The following is a 23,292-nucleotide window of genomic DNA, read 5'->3' on the forward strand; positions in this document are numbered from 1 at the left end:
GTAAAGGAGGAGCACGTGCCGGGCAGACCGCGGGACGCCGGCCGGGACGTCGCGATCCTCGACGCGACGCTGCGGCTGCTCACCGAGATCGGCTACGACCAGCTGAGCATCGAGGCGGTCGCGGCGCGGGCCGGGGTGGGGAAGCCGACGGTCTACCGGCGCTACGCCGGGAAGGCCGAGCTGGTGGTGGCGGCGGTCGACCGCCGCACGGTGGACCCTCCGCCGGCCAGCCGTTCCGGCGATCTTCGCGAGGCGCTGCTGGAGACCGTGGGGTGGCTGGCGCGGGAGATCGCGGAGCAGGAGGTCGGGCTGCTCGGCGCGCTGTTCGCCGGGATGCGCGGTGACCCCGAGCTGGCCGCGGCCCTGCGGCGGATCCGGCAGCGCGACAAGACGGCCATGACCGAACAGCCCTTTCGCGCCGCGCTCGAACACGGCGAACACCTGGCGCCGGGGGCGGCGGAGCTGTTCGCCGAGATCGCCCCGGCCGTCATCGTGCTCCGGCTGCTCACCGGCGAGCCCTGCGACCAGGGGTTCCTCGAACACCTCGTCGACGACATCCTCCTGCCGCTCCTGCGGCGCCGATGACCGAGAAGGACCTCAGCATGATCGTCATCACCGGTGCGACCGGCGCCCTCAACGGTGCCACCGTCGAGCACCTGCTCAAGCTCGTGCCCGCGGGCCGGATCGGCGTGAGCGTGCGCGACGTCGCCAAGGCCCGGCACTTCGCCGACCGCGGTGTCCGCGTGCGCCAAGGCTCCTACGACGACCCGGCCGCGTTGCGCGAGTCGTTCGAGGGCGCGGAGCAGGTGCTGCTCGTCTCCCACAACGACCCCTCGCGCGACGGGCTGGAGCTGCACCGCACGGCCGTCGAGGCCGCGGTGGCGGCGGGTGCCCGACGGATCCTGTACACCAGCCACCAGAACGTCCGCGGTGACTCGCCGTTCTCCCCGGCCCGCGAGCACGCCGCCACCGAGGCGCTGCTCGCCGGCTCAGGCGTCGCCTGGACGTCGCTGCGCAACGGTTTCTACGCCCACAGCCTCGACTGGATGCTCGGCCCGTGGCAGCGGACCGGGGTGATCGCCGCCCCCGCGGACGGCCCCGCCTCGTGGACGGACCGGGCCGACGAAGCGGAAGCGGCGGCGGTGATCCTGGCGGGCGAGCGCGCGTTCGACGGCCCGGTCACCCTCACCGCGAGCCGCGCCGTCACGTTCGACGACATCGCCGGGATCGCGTCCGAGGTCACCGGCCGCCGCGTGGAACGGGTCGTGGTCGAGGACGAGCGGTGGGTCGCCGACCAGGTCGCCCACGGCACCCCGGAGACCACGGCCCGCATGCTGCTGACGTTCTTCCAGGCCGCCCGGCAGGGCCACTTCGCCGGCACCGATCCGTTGCTGGGGCAGCTCCTGGGCCGCGAACCGCGCACGGTGGCGGACCTGCTGGCGGAGCGGGTCGCCGGCTAAAGCGTCCTCGCCTGGTCTCGCAGGTACCGGTGCATCCCGCCGAAGGCGTCGGCCTGCGGGAGGAGGCGTTTGGCCACCTTGGTGACCGCGCTGTAGTTCGCGTCCACCACGTTCGCCAGCGGGGCCTCGCCGATCTGCGTCAGCAGCTGGTACGCGTCGAGGCGGTCGAGGCCGTACAGCTCGTGCAGCCAGTCGATCATCCCGACCTGGCTCGCGCGCCACGCGTCCTCCAGCGGGCGCGACGAGCCGACGACGGCGTAGTGCGAGTCCTGCTCGATGCGCGGCCACAGCGGCGCGCCGCCCTTGATCAGCTCCACGATCAGGGTCACGTTCATCGCGCCCTCGACCGCGGTGCCGCACGACTCGCCCTCGCCCTGGCGGTAGTGCCCGTCGCCGACGGAGAACAGCGCGCCTTCGACGTTGACGCCGAGGAAGCACGTCGCGCCCGCGCGCATCTCGGGCGTGTCCATGTTGCCGCCGAAGGTGTCCGGCACCAGCGACGTGCGCACCTCCCGCCCGCCGGGCGCCACGCCGACGGTGCCGAGCATCGGCGCGACCGGCAGGTCCAGCCGGAACTCGCCCTGCAGCGCCTCGAACACCACCACCTCGCGCTCGCGGTCGAGCTGGTAGATCCACGTGCGCTCGGGCAGCGCGTCGTGCAGCAGCGCCGTGCGGTCGGTGCCGGTGAGGCCGCCGAAGAACGGGATGGTCGCCGACGCGGCCCAGTCCCGCGCGGGCTCCAGCTCGGCGAAGTGCAGCGCCAGCGTGTCGCCCGGCTCGGCGCCCTCGACGTGGAACGGGCCGGTCTGCGGGTTGACCTCGTGCAGGTCGAGCTGCTCGCTCGGGCGGTCGTGCGGGCTGGTGAGACGGCCGCCGAACGCGTCCTCGGTCCACAGCCGCAGTGCCGTGCCCGGCTTGACCCTCAGGACAGGCTCGACGCCGCCGAAGGTCCAGGCGTACTGCTCGCGCGTCGGCGTGAACTCGATCACGTTCATGTGACTGGAGCGTAGCGCGCATGGCGGACACTGGCGCCATGACGAGGGAGTCTGTGCTGGGCCGGGCCGTGCGGATCATCGAGGTGTTCGGGCCGGACGCGCCCGCGCTGGGCGTGTCGGAGCTGGCGCGCCGCACCGGCCTGCACGTGGCGACGGTCTCGCGGCTCGTGGAACACCTCGTCGGCTACGGCTGGCTGCAGCGCGACGCCGACCGGAAGGTGCGGATCGGGATGCGGCTGTGGGAGGTCGCCTCGCGCGCGTCGCCGGCGCTCCCGCTGCGCGAGGCCGCGATGCCGTTCATGGAGGATCTGCACGCCGTGGTGCGCCAGCACATCCAGCTCGCCGTCCGCGAGGGCGACGAAGTGCTGTTCCTCGAACGGCTGTCCGCGCGGCGCGCGGTGATCAACCTGACCCGCATCGCCGGGCGGCTGCCGCTGCACGCGTCCTCCTCGGGGGAGGTGCTGCTCGCGCACGCCCCGGCGGAGGTGCAGGAGCGCGTGCTCGGCGGCGTGCTGTCGGCGTTCACCCCGTACACCGTGACGGACCCGAAGGCGTTGCGGGCACGGCTGGCCGACATCCGGCGCGACGGGTTCGCCCTGTGCGCGGGGTTCATCGACGAGCGCGCCACCGGGGTCGCGGTGCCGGTGCGCGGGCCGGGCGGGCCGGTCGTCGCCGCGCTCGGCGTGGTGGTGCCGAACGACGCGGGCGCGCGCACGGTGATCCCCGCGCTGCGGGCCACCGCCCTGGGCATCGGCCGGGCGATGGGTCTCTCACCGGATGAGAATCGGGTGTAGCGCCGCCTCGCCGCCGATTCATCCTGCTGGGCATGCCAACGACGGTGGACCTGCGGGTCGTGGACAAGTCACCGGTGGCCGAAGGCGTCGTCACGCTGACGCTGGCCGCGCCGCACGGCGGGCGGCTGCCCGACTGGACGCCCGGTGCGCACGTGGATCTGGTGCTGCCCAACGGTTTCGTGCGCCAGTACTCCCTGTGCGGCGACCGCTGGGACCCGCACACCTACCGCATCGGGGTGCTGCGCGAACCGGACGGCCGCGGCGGTTCGGCGTTCGTGCACGACGAGCTGTCCGTCGGCGATTCCGTGGGCATCGGCGGTCCCCGCAACAACTTCCCGCTCGTGCCGTCGCGGCGGTACCTGTTCGTCGCGGGCGGGATCGGGATCACGCCACTGCTGCCGATGCTGCATCAGGCCGAGCTGCTGGGCACCGGCTGGCACCTGCTCTACGGCGGCCGCACGCGCCGGTCGATGGCGTTCCTGGACGAGCTGGCGCGCTACGGCGAGCACGTGACCGTGTGCCCGCAGGACGAGTACGGCCTGCTCGATCTCGACACGTGGCTCGACGTCGACGCGGGGACGAAGGTCTACTGCTGCGGCCCGGAAGCGCTGCTCGCCGCCGTCGAACGCCGGTGCGTCACCTGGCCACCCGGCCGGCTGCGTACGGAACGGTTCGTGCCCCGAGACTCCGGCGTGCGCGGCGAACCGTTCGAGGTGACCCTCGCCAGATCCGGCCGCTCGGTGACCGTCCAACCTGGACAGTCGGTGCTCGAAGCCGTGACCGCCGCCGGGGCCGGGCTGCTGTCGTCGTGCCGCCAGGGCACCTGTGGCACCTGCGAGACCGGGGTGCTCGACGGCGTGCCCGACCACCGCGACTCGATCCTCGACGACGCCGAGCGCGCCGCCGGGGACTGCATGTTCCCCTGCGTTTCCCGCGCCCGCACCGACCGCCTCGTGCTCGACCTGTGAAGGACTCCGCGATGATCGACCCGTTCAGCCACGACGTCCTGGAGAACCCGTTGCCGCTGCACGAAAAGCTGCGGGAAGCCGGGCCGGTGACGTACCTGGAGAAGTACGACGTCCACGCACTGGCCCGCTACGCCGAGGTGCACGCGGCGCTGACCGACTGGCAGGGCTTCGAGTCCGGCGCCGGCGTGGGGCTGAGCAACTTCCGCGTGGAGGAGCCGTGGCGGCCGCCGAGCCTGCTGCTGGAAGCCGATCCGCCGCACCACGACGCGCCGCGCGCGGTGCTGTCGAAGATCCTCGGCCCGCGCGCGTTGCGGCGGCTGCGCGCGGAGTGGTTCGCCGACGCCGAGCGGCTCGTCGACGAGGTGCTCGCCGAGGACGAGTTCGACGCCGTGCCCGCGCTCGCGCAGGCGTTCCCGCTCCGGGTGTTCCCCGACGCCGTGGGCCTGGGCAAGGCCGGGCGCGAGAACCTGCTGCCCTACGGCGACCACGCGTTCAACGCCTTCGGCCCGGTCAACGACCTCGTCGAGAAGGGACAGCCCCGCGTCGCGGAGCTGTCGGCGTGGGTCAACGCGCAGTGCGCGCGGGAAGCGCTCGCGCCGGACGGTTTCGGCGCGCGGATCTGGGCGGCGGCCGACAACGGCGACCTGACGTACGAACAGGCGCCGCTGGTCGTACGGTCGCTGCTGACCGCCGGGGTGGACACCACGGTGCACGGCATCGCCGCGGTGCTGTACGCCTTCGCCACCCATCCGGAGCAGTGGCGGCGCCTGCGGGAGCGGCCCGGGCTCGCGCGTGTCGCCTTCGACGAGGCCGTGCGGTGGGAGTCGCCGGTGCAGACGTTCTTCCGCACCACGACGAAGGACCTGGAGCTCGGCGGCGTGCGCATCGCGAAGGGCCGGAAGATCCTGATGTTCCTCGCGGCGGCCAACCGCGATCCCCGGCGCTGGACCGATCCCGACGTCTTCGACCTGTCCCGCGACCCGTCGGGCCACGTCGGCTTCGGCATGGGCCTCCACCAGTGCGTCGGGCAGCACGTCGCCCGGCTCGAAGCGGAAGCGCTGGTCACCGCACTGGCCGCCCGCGTCGAGCGGATCGAGCTCGCGGGGCAGCCACGCCGTCACCACAACAACACGCTGCGCGCCTGGGCGTCGCTACCCCTGCGCGTCCACCGGACCGGCGGTGTCACTGGCTGAAACGGGCACTAGAGTTCCCGGTATGACGCTCAGGGTTGCGCTGTTCGCGACGTGCCTGGGGGACACCCTGTTCCCGGACACGTGCAGGTCGGTGGTGCGCCTGCTGGAGCGGCTCGGCTGCGCGGTGGACTTCCCGCTGTCGCAGACGTGCTGCGGGCAGATGCACTTCAACACCGGATACCGGGACGAGACCGTGCCGCTCGTGAGGCGGCTGGGGGAGTCCTTCGCGGGCTACGACGCGGTGGTCGCGCCCTCGGGCTCGTGCGCGGCGATGGTGCGAGACATCTACCCGAAGCTGCTGGAGTCCGACCTGCCCGGCCGGATGTACGAGCTGAGCGAGTTCCTGGTCGACGTGCTGGGCGTGACCGACGTGGGCGCGTATTTCCCGCACCGCGTCACCTACCACCCGACGTGCCATTCGCTGCGCATGCTGGGCGTGGGGGAGAAGCCGCTCGCGCTGCTGCGCGCGGTCAAGGGCCTCGACCTCGTCGAGCTGCCCGCGGCCGAGACGTGCTGCGGGTTCGGCGGCACGTTCGCGCTGAAGAACTCCGAGACGTCGACGGCGATGCTCGGGGACAAGATGACCAGCGTGCTCGACACCGGCGCGGAGGTGCTGACGGCGGGCGACAACTCGTGCCTGATGCACATCGGCGGCGGCCTCTCCCGGCTGCGCACCGGCGTGCGGACCGTGCACCTGGCCGACATCCTGGCTTCGACGGAGGAGGAACCGTGGCTCGCAACCCCGTGACGTGGCTGGGCGTGCCCACGTTCCCGAAGGCCGCGCACACCGCGCTCGCCGACTCGCAGCTGCGGCGCAACCTCCGCCACGCCACGCACACCATCCGCGACAAGCGCGCCCGCACGGTCGCCGAGGTGCCCGACTGGGAGGAGCTGCGCCACGCGGGCGAGGCGATCAAGAACGAAGTCCTGGCGAACCTCGGCACCTATCTGGAGCGACTGGAGGCGGCGGTGACCGCGCGCGGCGGCGTGGTGCACTGGGCGCGTGACGCCGCCGAGGCCAACGAAATCGTGCTGCGGCTGGTGCGCGAGGCGGGCGCGGACGAGGTCGTCAAGGTCAAGTCCATGGCCACGGCGGAGATCGGGCTCAACGAGGCGCTCGAAGCCGGTGGCGTGACGGCGATCGAGACCGACCTCGCGGAGGTGATCGTGCAGTTGGGTCACGACCGGCCCTCGCACATCCTCGTGCCCGCGATCCACCGCAACCGCGCGGAGATCCGCGACATCTTCCGCCGCGAGATGCCCGGCGCGCCCGCCGACCTGCCCGCCGAACCACGCGCGCTCGCCGAGGCCGCGCGCCGGCACCTGCGGCAGAAGTTCCTCACCGCGAAGGTCGCCGTGTCCGGGGCGAACTTCGCGGTCGCCGACACCGGTTCGGTGATGGTCGTCGAGTCCGAGGGCAACGGGCGCATGTGCCTGACGCTGCCGCGGACACTGATCACCGTGCTGGGACTGGAAAAGCTCGTGCCGACGTGGCGCGACCTGGAGGTGTTCCTCCAGCTGCTGCCGCGCTCCTCCACCGCCGAGCGGATGAACCCGTACACCTCGGTGTGGACCGGCGTCACCCCGGGCGACGGGCCGCGGGAGTTCCACCTGGTGCTGCTGGACAACGGCCGCACCGAGGTGCTCGCCGACGAGGTGGGGCGCCAGGCGCTGCGCTGCATCCGCTGTTCGGCCTGCCTCAACGTGTGCCCGGTCTACGAGCGCACCGGCGGGCAGGCGTACGGCTCGGTCTATCCCGGCCCGATCGGGGCGATCCTCACCCCGCAGCTGGTGGCCGACCCGCACGACAAGCAGGCGGCGGCGCTGCCGTACGCGTCCTCGCTGTGCGGAGCGTGTTTCGAGGTCTGCCCGGTGCGCATCGACATTCCGGAGGTGCTCACCCACCTGCGGGCGAAAAGCGTCGCGGCGAAACCCCCAGCCTCACCGGAACGGCTCGCGATGCGGCTGCTGGGCCAGGTGTTCGGCGACCCGGGCAAGTACGAGGCGGCGCAGCGGGCGGGCTCGCTCGCGCGGCACCTCGTGCCGGGCGGGAAGATCACGAAACTGCCGTGGCCCGGTTCGTTGTGGACCTCGTCGCGGGACGCGCCGCTGCCCGCCCGCGAAAGCTTCCGGACCTGGTGGAGGAACAACCGTGGCTGACGCCCGAGCGGAGATCCTCGCGCGCGTCCGCGTCGCGTTGCGTGACCGGCCCGAACCGGCGCCGGTTCCCCGCGAGTACGCGAGCACGCGCGAGTACCCGGACGTGACCGGGCTGGCGGCCGAGCGCATCGCCGACTACCGGGCCGAGGTCCGCCGGGCCACCGAGGCCGGGCTGCCCGGCGCCATCGCGGAAACCCTGCGACGGCGCGGGGTGCGCACGGTGGTCACCCCGCCCGGGCTGCCGCGCGAGTGGCACGCCGGGGACGTGCGGTGGCTGACCGACGAGCCGCCGCTGACCGTCGACGAGCTCGACGCCGCCGACGGCGTGCTCACCGGCTGCGCCGTCACGATCGCCGAGACCGGCACCATCGTGCTCGACGGCGGCCCCGGCCAGGGCCGCCGCGCGCTCACCCTGGTGCCCGACTACCACCTGTGCGTGGTGCGGGCGCGGCAGATCGTCGCGACCGTGCCCGAGGGGCTGGCCCGGCTGGAGCCCACGCGGCCGCTCACGTTCGTCTCCGGGCCGTCGGCGACCAGCGACATCGAGCTGAGCCGCGTCGAGGGCGTGCACGGGCCGCGGACCCTGGACGTCCTCCTGATCGGCTGATCCGGTCACGACCAGGCACCGAAGCCGCAATCCGGGCCCAATCTGTAGCACGATCGGCTGAGCCAGCGATTGTTTGCGACGGAGGCCCGGAGCGGGAGGGGTGCGCAGTGGGGGAGACCGGCGGATGACCGCACTGCTCACGAGCAGGCCGGTCCGCGAGGCGACCGCGCTCGCCCGGACGACGCCGGGCGTGCTGACCGGGCTCGCGCTGGTCCTCGTCGCGGCCGCGCTGCTGGCCGGGCTGTTCACCTCGCTCAGCGTGCAGCGGCGGGGCGAGTCCGTCGCCGACCTCGCCACCCGCAGCGGCCCGCTCACCGCCGCGGCGCAGGAGATCTACCGCTCGCTGTCCGACGCCGACGCCACCGCCACGGGCGCCTTCCTCTCCGGCGGCCTGGAACCGGCTGCGTCCCGCCAGCGCTACGAGGCCGATGTCGCGCAGGCCGCCAACGCGCTCACGATCGCCGTCGCGGCACGGGAACCCGCCGACGTGGCCGCGCCGGACAGCCCGCTCGCGACGCTGACGGGGCAGCTGCCCGTCTACACCGGACTCGTCGAGACCGCGCGGGCCGACAACCGGCAGGGCCTGCCGCTGGGCGCGGCCTACCAGCGGGAGGCGTCGAACCTCATGCGCACGCGGCTGCTGCCGGCCGCGGAGCGGCTGTACCGGTCGGAGTCCGCGGACCTCTCGGCCGACCAGGACAGCGCGAGCGGCGTGCCGTGGGTGGAGATCCTGTTGTCGCTGGCCGTGCTCGCGTTGCTCGTGCTCGCGCAGGTGTTCCTCCGGCGGCGCACGAACCGGGTGTTCAACGCGGGACTGCTCGCCGCCACGGCCGCGGCCGTCGTGTCGCTGTTGTGGGTGCTCGTGGCGACCGTCTCGGCGGTCAAGGACGTCGGGGACAGCCGCGACGAGGGGTCCGCCCAGATCGACGTCCTGGTCCGCGCCCGGATCGCCACGCTCAACGCCCGCGCGGACGAGACGCTGACCCTCGTGGCGCGCGGCGCGGGAAGCGCTTACCAGGACGACTACGTGCAGGTCACGGGCCAGCTCGCGGCACTGCTGGAGCAGGCGCGGTCGCTGGCCACCGACCCGGAGGTCGGCAACCGCGTGGCCACCGCCGCGGCCGACGCCAAAGCGTGGACGCTGGCGCACACCGGCATCCGGGCCGCCGACGACACCGGTGACTACGTCCTCGCCGTGCAGCGCGCGACGGACACCGGCCCGGCCGGCGCGGCCGGGTTGTTCGACCGGCTCGACCGGGACCTGCAGACCGCCATCGACCACACGCGGGCGACCTTCGGCGAGGAGGTGACCGACGCGAGCCGGGCGCTCGCCGGGACCCTGGCCGCGGTCACCGTGCTCGCGGTGGTCACGGCGGCCGGTGCCGCGGCGGGGATCTGGCGACGGCTGAAGGACTACCGATGAGACGCGTACTCTCCTTCGGCGCCGCGCTGCTGCTCACCGGCTGCGCGGTGGTGACGCCGACGGCGGTGCCGACCGTGCCCGCGCAGGTGCCCGCGCCCGGCGGCGCCACGACCGTCACCTCGTCCGCGCCACCCGTCGCGGACGACTGCGGGGACATGCTCGCGAGCCTGCGCCCGCCGGATCCCTTGCCGCAGCCCGGGAAGATGCCCGCCGGCTCCACCATGGCGAAGATCGCCGAACGCGGGAAGCTCGTCGTCGGCGTCGACCAGAACACCCTGGACATGGGCTTCCGCGACCCGTTCACCGGGCAGCTGCAGGGGTTCGACATCGACCTCGCGCACGCGATCGCGCAGGCGCTGTTCGGCGACCCGAACGCCGTGCAGCTGCGCGCGATCACCTCCGACCAGCGCGTGCCGGCGGTGCAGCACGGCGACGTGGACCTCGTGGTCCGGACCATGACGATCACCTGCGCCCGGCGGCGCGACGTCGCGTTCTCCTCGGTGTACTACGAGGCGCAGCAACGGATCCTGGTCAAGCGGAACTCCGGGATCGCCGGGCCGGACCAGCTGGCGGGCAAGCGGGTGTGCGCCACCAAGGGGTCGACGTCGATCGACACGGTGCAGGCGCTGCCGCAGAAACCCGTGGCCGTCGGCGTCGCGGACTGGACCGACTGCCTCGTGCTGCTGCAGCAGGGGCAGGTGGACGCCGTGTCCACCGACGACGTGATCCTCGCCGGCATGGCCGCGCAGGACCGCTACACCGAGGTCGTCGGCCCGTCGCTGGCCGCCGAGCCGTACGGGATCGCGATGCCGCGCGAGCACGAGGACCTCGTGCGGTTCGTCAACGGGGTGCTGGAGCAGGTGCGGGCGAGCGGGGCGTGGGCGGCGTCGTACCGGCGCTGGCTCGGCGACCTGCTGCCCGGCCCGGTGCCCGCGCCCCCGGCCCCGCGGTACCAGGACTGACGCCCGTGCTGACCCCGGACGAAGCCGACCGCGCGCTGGCGGAGCTGGGCGCGGAGAGCGACCGGCTGGCCGAGGCGCTGGTCGCGATGGACGGCCATCCCGCGCACCGGCTGCTCGGCGGTGACCTCACCGGCGTCACGCGGCAGCGCTGGGACGAGGCGAAACAGGCGATGAGCGCCTTGTGGGAGCAGTTTCCGCGGCACCGGGGGCTCGTGGAGCGGGCACGGGAGGTGCGGGCGCGCCGGGCGCGGCCCGGGCAGGCGGAACTGGCGGAGCTGACCGAGCTGCTCACCGGGGAGGTGGTGGAACTGACCACCCTCATGGAGGCTGGGCACAAGACCGTCGCCGCCGTGCTCGCCGAGGTCGAGCAGGCCTGGCAGGCGCTGGCGGAGCAGCTCGGCCCGCTCGAAACCCTCGCCGAGCAGCTCGGCGCCGAAGCGCGGCTGGCCGAACTGCGCCGCCGCGCGCTCGCCGACCCGCTGGCGCAGCTGCCGCAGCGGGAGCTCGCGCGGGTACGGGCGGAGTTCGACGAGCTGGTGGCCGTCCGTGACGGGTTCTCCGACCGGCAGCACGAGCTGGAGTCGCTCGTCGACCGCGTCGCGGCGGCCGAAGCCGAGGCGCGGATCGTCTCGGCCACCGTCCGGAAGAAGATCGCCGAACCCGGGCTGTCCGACACCGCGGCCCGCGCGCCCGCACTGCGAGCCCGGCTCACCGAGCTGGTCGACCTGTGGCACGCGGGCCAGTGGAAAGCGCTTTCTGACGCCCTCACCGCGCTGCGGCGAGACGGGGAGACCGCGCTCACCGAGGTCCGGCAGCGGCTCGCGTTCGCCACCGGGCTGCTGGAGCGCAGGCTCGAACTGCGCGGGAGGCTGGCGGCCTACCGCGCCAAGGCGGCGAACCTGGGCCACGCCGAGGACCTGGAGCTGGGCGAGCTGCACCGCACGGCACACGACCTGCTGCACGCGGCGCCGAGCGACCTGCGGGCGGCGACGGTGGCGGTGCGCGACTACCAGCGGGCGGTGCGGGCACGGGAGGAGGGGCCGGAATGAGGGCGTGTCCACGCGAGGGGTGTGGCGGCCGGGTCGAGGAGGACGGGTTCTGCGACACGTGCGGCCTCGAAGCCCCGGCCCGCGTGTTGAGCCCCGACACGTCGGCGACCGGCTTCTCCGCGCCGACGAGCGTCTCCTGGAGCACGTCGGCCTCCGCTGCGGCCAGCGCGCCCAGCCAGCTGGGCCGTGGCGTCGTCGACGTGCCCCGCGTGCCGACCCGCGACCCCCGGGACGCGGTGCTGAGCGACCCGCAGGTGCCGGAGAACAAGCGGTTCTGCAGCGCGTGCGGGGCCAAGGTCGGGCGTGGCCACGACGGCAAGCCCGGGCGTGTCGAGGGCTTCTGCCCGCAGTGCGGCCACCGGTTCTCCTTCACGCCCAAGCTGGTGCCCGGCGAGCTGGTGCACGACCAGTACGAGGTGCTGGGCTGCCTCGCGCACGGCGGGCTCGGCTGGATCTACCTGGCCGCGGACCGGAAGGTCGCCGACCGGTGGGTGGTGCTCAAGGGCCTGCTCGACTCGGGCGACGCCGACGCGATGGCGGCCGCGGTGGCCGAGCGCCGGTTCCTCGCGCAGGTCGAGCACCCGGCGATCGTGCGCATCTACAACTTCGTGGAGCACCGCGGCACCGGCTACATCGTGATGGAGTACGTCGGCGGCACGTCGCTCAAGGACCTGGTCAAGCGCCGCCGGGAGCAGGAGGACCCGCGGGCGTGCCTGCCGCCCGAGCAGGCGATCGCGTACGTGCTGGAGATCCTGCCCGCGCTCGGCCACCTGCACGAGAACGGGCTGGTGTACTGCGACTTCAAGCCCGACAACGCGATCCAGGTCGAGGACCGGCTCAAGCTCATCGACCTCGGCGCGGTCCGGCACGCCACCGACGCGGACAGTCCCATCTACGGCACGGCCGGGTACCAGGCTCCGGAGATCGGCAGGCAGCTGCCGTCGCCACTGTCCGATGTGTACACCGTCGGCCGCGCGCTGGCCGTGCTCACGTTCCCGTTCGACTTCCAGCGGGAGTACCGGGACTCGCTGCCGCCGCCGGACGAGGTGCCGCTGCTGGCCGAGTTCGAGTCCTTCCACCGGCTGCTGCTGCGGGCCACGCACCGCGACCCGGAGCGCCGGTTCGCCTCGGCGGAGGCGATGCGCGACCAGCTCGAAGGCGTGTTCCGGGAGGTGGCGGCCGCGCGGGACGGGCAGCCGCGCCCGGGCACGTCCACGGAGTTCACGCCCGAACGGCGCACCTTCGGCGTCCACGGCACGCCCACGGCCGCGGAGCTCGCCGGTGCGCTACCCGTGCCACGGGCGGACCTGACGGATCCGGGAAGCGCTTTCCTCGCCGGGCTCACCGAGACCGATCCCGCCGCGCTGCTGCGGGAGCTGGCCGATCCGCCGGTGCCCAGCGTCGAGGTGACGCTGCGGCTCGCCAGGGCCCAGATCGACGCGGGAGACGCGGCCGCCGCCCGGAAGACCCTCAACACAGCCAAAACGGTGCGCGGCGACTGGCGCCCGGACTGGTACCGCGGCCTCGCCGCGCTCGCCGAGGGCAGGCCGCACCAGGCCCGCCAGTCCTTCGAGGCGGTCTACGACCAGCTGCCCGGCGAGCTCGCGCCGAAGCTCGCGATCGCCGCGTGTGCCGAGGCGGTCGGCGAAACCGGCGACGCGGACCGCTACTACCGCACGGTCTGGCGCACCGACCGGACCATGCTCAGCGCAGCCTTCGGGCTCGCGCGCGTGTTGCTGGCGAAGGGGGAGCGGGCGGAGGCGGTGGACGTGCTGGAATCCGTGCCGGAGACCTCCAGCAGCCACGTCGCCGCGCAGCTGGCCGCCATCCGCGCCCGCACCGGCGGTACCGGACTGTCCGAAGAGGACTTCGTCGTGGCGGGGGAGCGGTTGGCGCGGCTGGAACTGGACGAACACCGGCGCGCGCAGGCCGCCCGCGACCTGCTGCGCTCGGCGCTGGACTGGGTCGACGGGGCGAAGCCGGGGTCCGGCACCGTGCTGGGCTGCCGGCTGACCGAGCCGGACCTGCGGAAGGGGCTGGAGACGTGGTACCTGCGCCTGGCCCGGCACACGACGGACCGGCGCGAGCGGATCGCCCTGGTCGACGAGGCCAACCGGGTGCGGCCGAGGACGTGGTTCTGATGACGTGCCTGGACTGCGGGCAGGACGTGCGCCCGGGGGACCGGTTCTGCGAGAACTGCGGCCGGAACCTGGTGCTGCGCCGGACGCCGGAGGGCGGGCCGCTCACCGCGGCCCGCACGTCCTGCCGCGCGTGTGGTGCCGCGGTGGCGGACGACGGGTTCTGCGAGGAGTGCGGGCGAGCACGGCCGGCGCCCCGCGACCGCATGGAGTTCGACCTCGGTGCCGTCGCGGGGGTGAGCGACCGCGGCCGCGTGCGGGCCCGCAACGAGGACGCGCTGGCCGCCGCCGTGCTGCTGCCCGGGACCGTGGTGGCGATCGTGTGCGACGGCGTGGGTTCGGCGGAGCGCGCGGACGAGGCGGCACAGCTCGCGGCGGACACCGCCCTGGACCGGATCGTCGACTGCCTCATGGCGGGCAAGGCCGCTCGGGAGTCCGTTGTGGACGGTTACGCGGCGGCTTTCGACGCGGTGCGCGGGCTCGCCCAGCCGGTGTCGGTGGACCTCGCGCCGTCGTGCACCTTCGTGGCGGCCGTCGTCACGCACGACGTCACCGTCGGCTGGGTCGGTGACAGCCGGGCGTACTGGCTGGCCGGAAAGCGCTGTCAGCAGCTGACCGTCGACGACACCCCGCACGCCCGGCTGCTCGCCGCCGGGCTGAGCGAGCGCGAGGCGTCGGCCGCGGTGAACGCGCACGCGCTGTCCCGGTGGGTCGGCGCGGACGCCGAACCCGGGCCGCCGAACGTCACGACGTTGGCCGTGGGCGAACCCGGCGTGCTCCTGCTGTGCAGCGACGGCCTGTGGAACCACGTGCCCCGGCCGGTGCTGCCCGCCGGACCGGCCGCCCTCGTCGCCGCGGCACTCGAACTGGGCGGTGAGGACAACATCACGGCCGTCACCGTGCCGTATCCGACCCCGGGGAGCGAGACGCCATGAGCGAGTTCCAGGTCGACGTCCACCAGAACGAGTACCTGCCGCGTGATGCGTCCGAAGTGGACGCTATCGTCACGGTCCGCCGCACCGGAAGCGCCGTCGCGCAGCGGGTTCCGGCGGCCGAAGTGATCATTGTGGACTGCTCGGGATCGATGGATCACCCGCGCGCCAAGATCACCGCGGCGAAGCGGGCCACCGCGGTGGCCGTCGACACGCTCCGCGACGGGGTCGCGTTCGCCGTGATCGCCGGCACCGACAGCGCGGAGCTGGTGTATCCGCGGCAGCTGGGCATGGCCACGGCGGACGCGGCGAGCCGGGCCGAGGCGAAGGAGGCGGTCGCGCGGTTGCGGGCCGACCGGGGCACGGCGATGGGGGAGTGGCTGCTGCTGGCGCGGGACGTGTTCGCGACGCGGGAAGCCGGGCTGCGGCACGCGATCCTGCTCACCGACGGCAAGAACGTGCACGAGGGGGCGCGGAAGCTGGAGCGGATCCTCGGCGAGGTGGCGGGGCGGTTCGTGTGCGACTGCCGGGGCGTCGGCACCGACTGGGAGGTCGCGGAGCTGCGCCGGATCGCCGACGCGCTGCTGGGTTCGGTCGACATCGTCGCGGAGCCCGAGGGGCTGGAGGCGGACTTCCGGGCGATGGCGGAGACGGCGATGGGCAAGGAGGTCGCGGACGTCGCGCTGAGGCTGTGGACGCCCGAGGGCGCGACGGTGAAGTTCGTGAAGCAGGTCGAGCCGTCGCTGCTGGACCTGACCGGGCGCCGGGTGGAGTCCGGGCCGCGCACGGGCGACTACCCGACGGGCGCGTGGGGCGCGGAGAGCCGGGACTACCACGTGAGCCTGCGCGTGCCACCCGCCGGCGTCGGCGACCGGATGCTCGCCGCGCGCGTCAGCCTCGTCGCGGGAGACACGGTGCTGGGCAAGGGAAAGGTGCTCGCGACGTGGACCGACGACACGGCGTTGTCGGCGCGGATCAGCCGTGAGGTCGCGCACTACACGGGGCAGGCGGAGCTGGCGTCGGCGATCGAGGAGGGGCTGGCGGCGCAGCGGCAGGGCCGGGAGGAGACGGCGACGGCGAAGCTCGGCCGGGCGGTCGCGCTCGCGCACTCGTCGGGGCACGAGGACACCGCGAAGCTGCTGGCGAACGTCGTGGAGGTGCTCGACCCGGCGCGCGGCACGGTGCGGTTGCGGCGGCAGGTGAGCGCGGTGGACGCGATGACGCTGGAGACGCGCTCGCAGGTCACCAAGCGCGTCCAGCGAGGTGAGGACTGATGCCGGTCTGCGCGCGCGGCCACGAGTCGGCGGACGAGGAGTTCTGCGACGTGTGCGGGCTGGCGTTCGACGGCGCCCCCGAGGTGGTGGCGGAGCGGCCGCAGCCGTGCCCGGCGTGCGGAACGCAGCTGGCGGGCCGGTTCTGCGAGACCTGCGGGGCGGACTCGCTGGGCTCGCCGGAGGTGCGCACGTGGTCGGTGGTGGTGACCGCGGACGAGCGGTACTTCCGCGCGGTGCAGGCCGACGGCGGTCCGGACACCGAGCCGATCCGGTTTCCGCCGTACTGCCCCGAACGGCACTTCCCGCTGGGCGGCGAGCAGGTGACGATCGGCCGCCGCAGCCGGACGCGCGGGATCACGCCGGACATCGATCTCACCGGGCCGCCGGAGGACATCGGCGTGTCGAGGCTGCACGCGCTGCTCGTGCCCGGCGAGGACGGGTGGGCGGTGGTGGACATGAACTCGGCCAACGGGACGTACCTCAACTACTCGCGCAAGCCGATCGAGCCCAGCACCCCGTGCCCGCTGAAGGACGGCGACCGCGTGCATCTCGGTGCGTGGACGACGCTGACCCTGCGGGAATGCGCCCCGTAGCCGGCGGGTTGTCCGATCTTGTGACTTCCGTTCTCCAGGTGTGCCAGGTCGACCAGGACGATCCGCGGGTGGCGCCGCTGCTCGCCGAGCTGGCGCACGAGTACTCCAGCCGGTACGGCGGCACGTTCGAGAAGCTGCACGAGGACCTGCGGGGCTACCCGCGCGAGCGGTTCGCGCCGCCGGACGGCGCGCTGCTCCTGCTGCTGGCGGACGGGGAACCCGTTGCCGGCGGGGCTTTCCAGCGGTACGACCAGCGGACGGCGGAGCTGAAGCGGATCTGGACGCACTCCGCGCACCGGCGCCGCGGCCTGGCGCGCCGGGTGGTGGCGGAGCTGGAACGCGAGGCCGCCGCGCGGGGCTACGAGCGCGTGTACCTGACGACGGGCCCACGCCAGCCGGAGGCGAAGGCGCTGTACCTGGCGATGGGCTACCGCCCGCTGTTCGACGTGACGGCCGACCCGGAGACGATCGGCCCGCTGGCGTTCGAGAAGCCACTCGGGAGTTGAGCGCCCGCCCCGCGGAAGCCGCCTCCGCACCTCACTGCGTCAGATACGCCGACAGCGCCGCCGAGGCGCGCAACCGCTTCAGGCTGCGGCGGTGGAGGTCCTGCTCGCGCTTCGCCAGCTCCGCCCGGACGCGCTCGGGCCTGCCGTGCGGGCCCAGCTCGTCGAGCACCGACCGCACGACCGCGAACGGGTAGTTCCCGCGCCGCAGCAGGGCCACCACCTCGGCCTTGCGCAGTTCGGCCTGCCCGTACACCCGGTACCCCGTGCCGGGCTCACGCTCCGGCGACAGCAGGCCCCGCTGCTCCCACAGCCGCAGCACCGGCGTGCGCACCCCGACCACGTCCGCCACCTCGCCGATCCGCAGCGGCCGCCTCGGCCTGGCGCCCGCCGGCTCCCGGCCGATCTCGTCGAAGGCGCCCAGCACCCGGGCGATGTCGGAGCGTTCGCGGTCCAGCTCGCCGTGGCTGGCATCGACCGTGGCGAGCACCGTGCCGAGATCCCCGGCGTGCACGGCCCGCATGATCGTCCGCGTCCGCTCCCAGCCGTGCCCCTCCGCGAGCTGCCGCACGATCAGCAGCGCCTCCGCGTGCACCTCGGTGAACACCCGGTACCCGCTGGCCGTGCGCTCGACCGGCGGCAGCACCCCGAGCTCCACGTAGTTGCGGACCTGCTGCACCGACACGCCCGCCATCCGCGCGAGGTCGGTGATGCGCAGCTTCGCCACGGGCTCAGCGTAGCCCATCCGGCTGGTTGAGACTTTTACGATCTTTTCCGGCAGTTGATCAGGAAAAGCCTCAACCGATCTCACTGCGGCAATTGAAGCTCATCTCGTGACGCAGCGCCGGAGTTCCGCCATCAGCGCGAGCGCGGGCCGGGACAGCGGACGCGACGCCGAGGTGGCCAGGGTGACGTTCCACGCCAGTCGTTCGGCCACCGGCACCACCGACAGCTCCTCGTGTGCCAGCGCCACGCTCTCCGGCAGGAATCCCAGCACGTGGCCCTGCCGGATGAGCGCCGCCGCGGTCGCGTAGTCCGGCACCTCCAGCGGTACCGAGCGGCTGAGCCCGTGCCGGTCGAACGCGAGGTCCACCAGGTCCCGGGTGCCCCAGCCCTCCGGGAACTCGGCGAACGTCTCGCCGGCGAGGTCCTCCAGCCGCACCTCGGCCGCGCCGGCGAGCGGGTGGCCGGGGCCGCACACCAGCCGCAGCATCTCCGTGGTCAGCAGTTCCGCGGTGAGACCGGGCGGCGGACGTCGCGGGAAGGACACGAGCGCCACGTCCACGGTCCCGTCGAGCAGCGCGTGCACGTGCCCGCGGGAACCCGACTGCGAGTACTGCACCCGCACCCGCACCGCGGGGTGGGCGCGGTGGAACCGGCCGAGCACGCCCGCCACGTCGACGCCCGGCGTGGACAACATGCTGGCGAGGACGACCGCGCCGTGCAGCTCACCGTGCCGCGCCTGCACCGCGTCGTGCGCCGCGCGCGCTGCCGCCAGCGCGGCACGGGCGCTGGGCAGCATCGCTGCCCCGGCCTCGGTGAGCGTGACGTGCCTGCTGTCCCGCTCGAACAGCGGCGTGCCGACCTCGCGCTCCAGCGCGCGGATCGCCGTGGACACCCCCGACTGCACGACCCGCAACCGGCGGGCCGCCTTCGTGAAGCTCAGCTCCTCCGCCACCGCGACGAAGGACGCGAGCTGCCGCAACTCCATTCGATCAATCTAGATCCGTGATAGCAGCATGCACAAACATTCGTTGGACGTGATCGATGGGCGGCGGGAGAGTGGAGTGCGGAAAGGGAGGAGCTCCAGTGACGACACTCGTCTCTCGCACGAGCCCGGCCGCTTCGGCGGTGCCGGGTTCACGGCGCGGTTTCTGGCTCGTGGCCTACGCATTCGCGGTCACGATGGCCTTTTCGGCCGCGCCCGCGCCGCTCTACGTGCTCTACCAGGCCAAGGACGGCTTCGGTCCGTTCACGGTCACCCTCGTCTTCGCGGTGTACGCGGTCGGCGTGCTCGCGAGCCTGTTCCTGGCCGGCCACGTGTCCGACTGGGCGGGCCGCCGGCTGGTGCTCGTGCCCGCGGTACTGGTCAACGTGCTGGCCGCGGTGGTCTTCCTGACGTGGACCTCCGTGCCGGCGCTGCTCGTGGCGCGGTTCGTCTCGGGCATCGGCATCGGCATGCTCACCGCCACGGCCACCGCGCACCTGACCGAACTCCACTCCGCCGCGCGGCCCGGGGCCTCCCGGACCCGCGCCGATCTCGTCGCGACCGCCGCGAACCTCGGCGGCATCGGCCTCGGGCCGCTCGTCGCGGGCCTGCTGGCCGAGTACCTCGGTGATCCGCTGCGCGTGCCGTACCTGGTGTTCCAGGCCCTGTTGCTGGTGGCCGCGATCGCGCTGGCGCTCGCGCCGGAGACGGTCGAGCCGGTGCGGGTGCGGTACCGCCCGCAGCGGATTTCCGTGCCGCCCGCGGCGCGGCGCCGGTACTTCGCGGCGGGGGCCGCGGCGCTCGTGCAGTTCGCGGTGTTCGGTCTGTTCACTTCGCTGGCTCCGGCGTTCGTGGCCACCGTGCTGCACCAGCATTCGCACGCGCTCGCCGGGCTGGTGTCGTTCGCGGTGTTCGCCGCCGCGGCGGGCGCGCAGATCCTGCTGGCCCGCGCCGGGTTGCGCCGTCAGCTCGGCATCGGGGTGGCGGCGCTCGTCGCGGGCATCGTGCTCGTGACGGTCGCGGTGCAGGTGCCGAGCCTCGTGTTGTTCCTCGTCGGCGGGGTGCTGGCGGGTGGCGGCGCCGGGGCGGCGTTCAAGGGCTGCGTCAGCATCGTGCTGTCGCTCGCTCCCCCGGAAGGGCGGGGCGAGGCCCTCGCCGGGCTGTTCCTCGCCGCGTACGTCGGCCTGGTCGTGCCCGTGGTCGGGCTCGGGCTGGCGACGCAACTGGTGCCGGTGCAGGCCGCGCTCGCCGGGTTCGCCGTGGTGCTGCTGATCGTGCTCGGGCTGGTTTCCCGCCGGCTGTTCCAGGCGGCGGGAAACCAGCGGCCGCACTAACGGGCCGCGAACTCGTCGAGCGACACGGACTCCGCGACCGCCCGGTGGGAATCGTGCTCGGCGAGGCGCGCGGCGAGGGACGCCCGCACGTCGCGGTAGGTGTCGGGGCCCAGCGGCAGGCGCAACGGCACCTCGCCGCCGTCGACGAGGTCGAGGATCGCGCCGACGATCTTGTCCGGGTCGTTGAGCAGGGGAAAGTCGCCGCTCGCGAGCGCGCGGCGCACGTCCCCGGCCGGCGTGGCGTCGTACTCCGGCATGATCGGCGCGGTGGCCAGCGCCGCGCCGAACCCGGTGGGCGTCGCGCCCGGTTCGACGATCGTCAGTCCGATCCCGAACGGCTCGATCTCCTTCGCCACCGTCTCGCAGAACCCTTCGACACCCCACTTCGACGCGTGGTAGTAGCCGAAGTTGGGGTACGTCGTCTGCCCGCCGGCGGTCGAGATCTGCAGGATCCGGCCGTGGCCCTGCGCCCGCAGGTGCGGCAGCGCCGCGCGGATCACCGAGATCGACCCGACGAGGTTGGTGTCGATGACCTGCCGGATCTGCTCGTCGGACGCCTCCTCGACGGAGGCGAACACGGCGAACCCGGCGTTGTTGACGACCACGTCGATCGTGCCGAGCGCCGCGAACGCGTCGTCCACCACGCGCTTGACCTGCGCGGTGTCGGTGACGTCGAGGCGCCCGACCCACAGCCGGTCGCCGTGGGCGGCGCGGAGGCCGTCGAGCACCTCCGGGCGGCGCAGGGTGGCGGCCACCCGGTCGCCCCGCTCCAGGAGGCGCTCGGTGAGGCCCCGCCCGAAGCCGGAGGACGTGCCGGTGATGAACCAGGTCTTGGTCATGCTGTTCCCTTCGTTCGAGCTCGTTTCCGACGCTAGGAGTTAGAGCCGACTCGAAGTCAACTCCGTAGAGTGGGTGATATGACTGCTGTCACGAACTCGACGTTGACGATCGGCGAGGTCAGCTCCCTGACCGGGCTGTCGGCGCACACGCTGCGGTTCTACGAGCGGGAGGGCCTGTTCGTGGAACCCGTGCAGCGCAACGCGGCCGGGCGGCGGGTGTTCGGCGAGCAGGAGGTCAACTGGCTGCGGGTGTGCGCGAAGCTGCGGTCGTCGGGCATGCCGCTGCCGGACATCCGGCGGTACGCGGAGCTGGTGCGCCAGGGCCCGGGCACGGAGGCCGAGCGGTTCGAGATCCTGCGCGGCCACGAGGCGAAGGTGGCCCAGCAGATGGCCGACCTGCAAGAGGCGCTGGACGTCATCAGGTTCAAGGTGGCCCTGTACGCGAAGCACCTGGAGGCCGGCTCGGCGGACTCGCTGTGGCGCGACGGACCGTCCTGTTCGGCCCCCTAGACACACCCAGCCGCGACTGTCACGTTCTTGTCCGGTTCTCGGGTCTGCTTTTGCCGCTCCGGACGGGGCATCGTGAGGTCGTGCACCACCACGCGGACCTCATCGGGATCCACCTCGCGGGCGAGGAGCGCCCGTCGTTCCTCGCTGCCGCCGTCGCCGAGGCGGCCGAGCGGTTCGACCTCGACCTGCACGGGCTCGACCTGCCCGAGGCGATGCGCATCCTCGGCGAGGCGCTGCCCGGCGACACGCTCTGCGTGGTCGGCGACATCCACACCGGACAGTCCACATCGGACCTGCGAGACCGCGGCTTTCCCGCCCAGACAGTGCTCGCCGCCGCGGCGGCGCTCGCGCCCGCGCCGGTCACCGCGGACCTGCTCGTGCCCACCGTCGCGGGCACCCTCGGCTCGCAGGCCCCGATGCTCGTCGGCGCCGCGCTCGACGAGCTCGCCTGCCACGGCCTCGTGCACCCGCTGAGCGACGCCGGCACCGTGCGCCGCGCCTGGCGGGTGCCGGAGGCGGTCACCGAGGCGGCCCGGCAGGTCCTCGACCCCGCGACGCTCGACGTGCTCGCCGCCCGGGCCGCGACCGTGCTGTCGCGGCTGCTGGCGGCACCGGCGCCACTGGACGTGTTCCGGCACGCGCTCGCCGTCGCCGGGCACCGCGCCGTGCCCCGTGACCAGCGGGAGCTGCTCCTGCGCGCCGTCGCGACCGGTTTCGAGCAGCGCGGCGACTCCGCGGCCGCGCGTGACGTCTGGCTGGAGGCCGGGAACCTCCTCGCCGCCGCGCGGCTCGCCGATCCGGCCACGACAGTCCGCGAGACGGCGCCGATCATCCAGCGGGCGCGGCGGGAGCGGGACGTGCGCACCGAACACCGCGCCCGGTTCCTCGCCGCGATGGCGCACGACCAGCTGGGCCGCTATGCGCAGGCGGACAAGGTCTTCCACGCGCACCCGCTCGTCTCGGCGCAGGGGCCCGAACCCGTGTGGCTCGACGGAGACGAGCGCCGCGAGGTCCGGCTGGGGCGGGTGCGGGCGCTGCGGCTGCGGGGTGAGCACCGCCAGGCCCGCGCCCTCCTCGACACCCTGCTGCCCGAGATCCGCCGCGCGCAGCCGCACGGCAGCCACCGGGGCGACTGGCCGGTCGCGACTCTGGAAGACGCGCGGCTGCTCCAGCTGGCCGGGGACGTTCCCCGCGCCCGTGACGCGGCGGGCCGGCTCGTGGAGCTGTTCGGCCGGGTGGGGTGGCAGCGCCACCCCCTGGCGCGGGCAGCGGTCGTGGTGCTCACCGAGGGGGAGCACTCGCCCGAGCCGGTCCGCCGCGCTGTCGCGGACTCCGTCGAGTGGTTCGGCGAGGACGATCCGCGGACGCTGGAACTGCGGATCGTCGAAGCCGTCGCCCTGCGCGACGACGGCGAGCCCGCCGCGGCGCTCGCGGTGCTCGCCGACGCCGAAACCCGCGCCACCGCCCGGCTCGGCGAGGCGCATCCGCTCACGCTCCGGATGCGGCGGCAGTCGGGCGTGACCTGGATGGCGGCCGGAAACCCTTCCCGTGCGGCGCGGATCTTCGAGGAGCTGCTGCCCGACCAGGACGCGGTGCTGGGCGCGAGCCATCCCGAAGCGCGTCTCGCTCGGCTGGACCTGGGCGTGTGCCTGGCGCGGACGTGCCGCCCACGGCTTGCCCGGCCACTGCTGAAGGAGGCCGCACACGCCGTGCAGGAGTACGGGCCGTGGCAGCGGTGGATCTGCTCGGCGAGGGCCACCGTCGCACTGGCCGAGTTGCCGGGCCGGCTGTTTCCCGGAAGAGGCAACCGGAAACCCCTGTCTCTCGCGCCGGAGCCCGACTCACACTGA

The 23,292-nt window shown here is 73.7% G+C and carries 23 protein-coding genes; 19 read left to right on the forward strand and 4 right to left on the reverse strand.

The features are described from left to right. Positions 1-15: 15 nt before the first annotated feature. Both FHX82_RS18470 and FHX82_RS18475 read left to right on the forward strand, forming a co-directional pair. Positions 16-585 carry a TetR/AcrR family transcriptional regulator gene (locus FHX82_RS18470; RefSeq protein ID WP_145933719.1) on the forward strand — a complete coding sequence of 190 codons (570 nt, stop codon included), beginning with the start codon at positions 16-18 and terminating at the stop codon, positions 583-585. Next, positions 582-1,460: an NmrA family NAD(P)-binding protein gene (locus tag FHX82_RS18475; RefSeq protein ID WP_308431594.1), complete on the forward strand. Its 879-nt coding sequence runs from the start codon at positions 582-584 to the stop codon at positions 1,458-1,460. The genes FHX82_RS18470 and FHX82_RS18475 overlap by 4 nt, the downstream gene beginning before the upstream one ends. Here FHX82_RS18475 and FHX82_RS18480 read toward each other — a convergent pair. Further along, the gene (locus tag FHX82_RS18480) at positions 1,457-2,455 is read right to left on the reverse strand and encodes an acetamidase/formamidase family protein (RefSeq protein ID WP_145933718.1); all 999 of its coding nucleotides are present in this window, start codon (positions 2,453-2,455) and stop codon (positions 1,457-1,459) included. The two genes, FHX82_RS18475 and FHX82_RS18480, sit on opposite strands and share 4 nt — an antisense overlap. A gap of 38 nt (positions 2,456-2,493) precedes the next feature. Here FHX82_RS18480 and FHX82_RS18485 point away from each other — a divergent pair, with 38 nt between their 5' ends. From FHX82_RS18485 to FHX82_RS18550, 14 genes are all read left to right on the forward strand, one after another. Further along, on the forward strand, positions 2,494-3,249 hold the full coding sequence (locus FHX82_RS18485) for an IclR family transcriptional regulator (RefSeq protein WP_145933717.1): 756 nt from the start codon (positions 2,494-2,496) through the stop codon (positions 3,247-3,249). Between the two features lie 32 nt (positions 3,250-3,281). Then, positions 3,282-4,217, forward strand: a complete 936-nt coding sequence (locus FHX82_RS18490; RefSeq protein WP_145933716.1) for a PDR/VanB family oxidoreductase — start codon at positions 3,282-3,284, stop codon at positions 4,215-4,217. An 11-nt stretch (positions 4,218-4,228) separates the two neighbouring features. Further along, the gene (locus tag FHX82_RS18495; RefSeq protein ID WP_145933715.1) at positions 4,229-5,410 is read left to right on the forward strand and encodes a cytochrome P450; all 1,182 of its coding nucleotides are present in this window, start codon (positions 4,229-4,231) and stop codon (positions 5,408-5,410) included. 22 nt (positions 5,411-5,432) lie between these two features. After that, on the forward strand, positions 5,433-6,158 hold the full coding sequence (locus tag FHX82_RS18500; RefSeq protein WP_145933714.1) for a (Fe-S)-binding protein: 726 nt from the start codon (positions 5,433-5,435) through the stop codon (positions 6,156-6,158). Further along, positions 6,140-7,570, forward strand: a complete 1,431-nt coding sequence (locus FHX82_RS18505; protein WP_145933713.1) for a LutB/LldF family L-lactate oxidation iron-sulfur protein — start codon at positions 6,140-6,142, stop codon at positions 7,568-7,570. Before FHX82_RS18500 ends, FHX82_RS18505 begins: the two co-directional genes overlap by 19 nt. After that, positions 7,563-8,177, forward strand: coding sequence for a LutC/YkgG family protein (locus FHX82_RS18510; RefSeq protein ID WP_145933712.1), 615 nt, complete (start codon positions 7,563-7,565; stop codon positions 8,175-8,177). Before FHX82_RS18505 ends, FHX82_RS18510 begins: the two co-directional genes overlap by 8 nt. Before the next feature lie 124 nt (positions 8,178-8,301). Next, positions 8,302-9,600, forward strand: a complete 1,299-nt coding sequence (locus tag FHX82_RS18515; protein ID WP_145933711.1) for a GlnX family signal transduction membrane protein — start codon at positions 8,302-8,304, stop codon at positions 9,598-9,600. Continuing rightward, positions 9,597-10,562, forward strand: a complete 966-nt coding sequence (locus tag FHX82_RS18520; protein ID WP_145933710.1) for a glutamate ABC transporter substrate-binding protein — start codon at positions 9,597-9,599, stop codon at positions 10,560-10,562. Before FHX82_RS18515 ends, FHX82_RS18520 begins: the two co-directional genes overlap by 4 nt. Positions 10,563-10,567: 5 nt before the next feature. Next, a complete protein-coding gene (locus FHX82_RS18525) occupies positions 10,568-11,611 on the forward strand; it encodes a hypothetical protein (protein WP_145933709.1) in 1,044 nt (347 codons plus the stop codon). Further along, positions 11,608-13,752 carry a serine/threonine-protein kinase gene (locus tag FHX82_RS18530; RefSeq protein WP_145933708.1) on the forward strand — a complete coding sequence of 715 codons (2,145 nt, stop codon included), beginning with the start codon at positions 11,608-11,610 and terminating at the stop codon, positions 13,750-13,752. Before FHX82_RS18525 ends, FHX82_RS18530 begins: the two co-directional genes overlap by 4 nt. Next, positions 13,752-14,684, forward strand: coding sequence for a PP2C family protein-serine/threonine phosphatase (locus FHX82_RS18535; RefSeq protein WP_145933707.1), 933 nt, complete (start codon positions 13,752-13,754; stop codon positions 14,682-14,684). Before FHX82_RS18530 ends, FHX82_RS18535 begins: the two co-directional genes overlap by 1 nt. Next, entirely contained in the window at positions 14,681-15,955 is a 1,275-nt protein-coding gene (locus tag FHX82_RS18540; RefSeq protein WP_145933706.1) for a vWA domain-containing protein, read from the forward strand. The genes FHX82_RS18535 and FHX82_RS18540 overlap by 4 nt, the downstream gene beginning before the upstream one ends. After that, positions 15,955-16,548: an FHA domain-containing protein gene (locus tag FHX82_RS18545; RefSeq protein WP_145933705.1), complete on the forward strand. Its 594-nt coding sequence runs from the start codon at positions 15,955-15,957 to the stop codon at positions 16,546-16,548. The genes FHX82_RS18540 and FHX82_RS18545 overlap by 1 nt, the downstream gene beginning before the upstream one ends. After that, positions 16,536-17,054, forward strand: coding sequence for a GNAT family N-acetyltransferase (locus FHX82_RS18550; protein WP_145933704.1), 519 nt, complete (start codon positions 16,536-16,538; stop codon positions 17,052-17,054). Before FHX82_RS18545 ends, FHX82_RS18550 begins: the two co-directional genes overlap by 13 nt. A gap of 31 nt (positions 17,055-17,085) precedes the next feature. On the opposite strand, the gene FHX82_RS18555 is transcribed toward FHX82_RS18550, so the two are convergent. Beyond that, positions 17,086-17,778, reverse strand: a complete 693-nt coding sequence (locus FHX82_RS18555; RefSeq protein WP_221216159.1) for a MerR family transcriptional regulator — start codon at positions 17,776-17,778, stop codon at positions 17,086-17,088. A gap of 99 nt (positions 17,779-17,877) precedes the next feature. Beyond that, positions 17,878-18,762, reverse strand: coding sequence for a LysR substrate-binding domain-containing protein (locus tag FHX82_RS18560; protein ID WP_183176701.1), 885 nt, complete (start codon positions 18,760-18,762; stop codon positions 17,878-17,880). 98 nt (positions 18,763-18,860) lie between these two features. On the opposite strand from FHX82_RS18560, the gene FHX82_RS18565 reads away from it, so the two are divergent. After that, entirely contained in the window at positions 18,861-20,093 is a 1,233-nt protein-coding gene (locus tag FHX82_RS18565; protein ID WP_229881057.1) for an MFS transporter, read from the forward strand. On the opposite strand, the gene FHX82_RS18570 is transcribed toward FHX82_RS18565, so the two are convergent. Next, the gene (locus FHX82_RS18570; protein ID WP_145933700.1) at positions 20,090-20,932 is read right to left on the reverse strand and encodes an SDR family oxidoreductase; all 843 of its coding nucleotides are present in this window, start codon (positions 20,930-20,932) and stop codon (positions 20,090-20,092) included. The genes FHX82_RS18565 and FHX82_RS18570 overlap by 4 nt on opposite strands. 78 nt (positions 20,933-21,010) lie before the next feature. Here FHX82_RS18570 and FHX82_RS18575 point away from each other — a divergent pair, with 78 nt between their 5' ends. Both FHX82_RS18575 and FHX82_RS18580 read left to right on the forward strand, forming a co-directional pair. Continuing rightward, positions 21,011-21,442, forward strand: a complete 432-nt coding sequence (locus FHX82_RS18575; protein ID WP_145933699.1) for a MerR family transcriptional regulator — start codon at positions 21,011-21,013, stop codon at positions 21,440-21,442. 80 nt (positions 21,443-21,522) lie between these two features. Next, the gene (locus FHX82_RS18580) at positions 21,523-23,292 is read left to right on the forward strand and encodes a hypothetical protein (protein ID WP_145933698.1); all 1,770 of its coding nucleotides are present in this window, start codon (positions 21,523-21,525) and stop codon (positions 23,290-23,292) included.

The sequence above is a fragment of the Amycolatopsis bartoniae genome (genome assembly GCF_014191255.1).
Lineage (GTDB): Bacteria > Actinomycetota > Actinomycetes > Mycobacteriales > Pseudonocardiaceae > Amycolatopsis_E > Amycolatopsis_E bartoniae.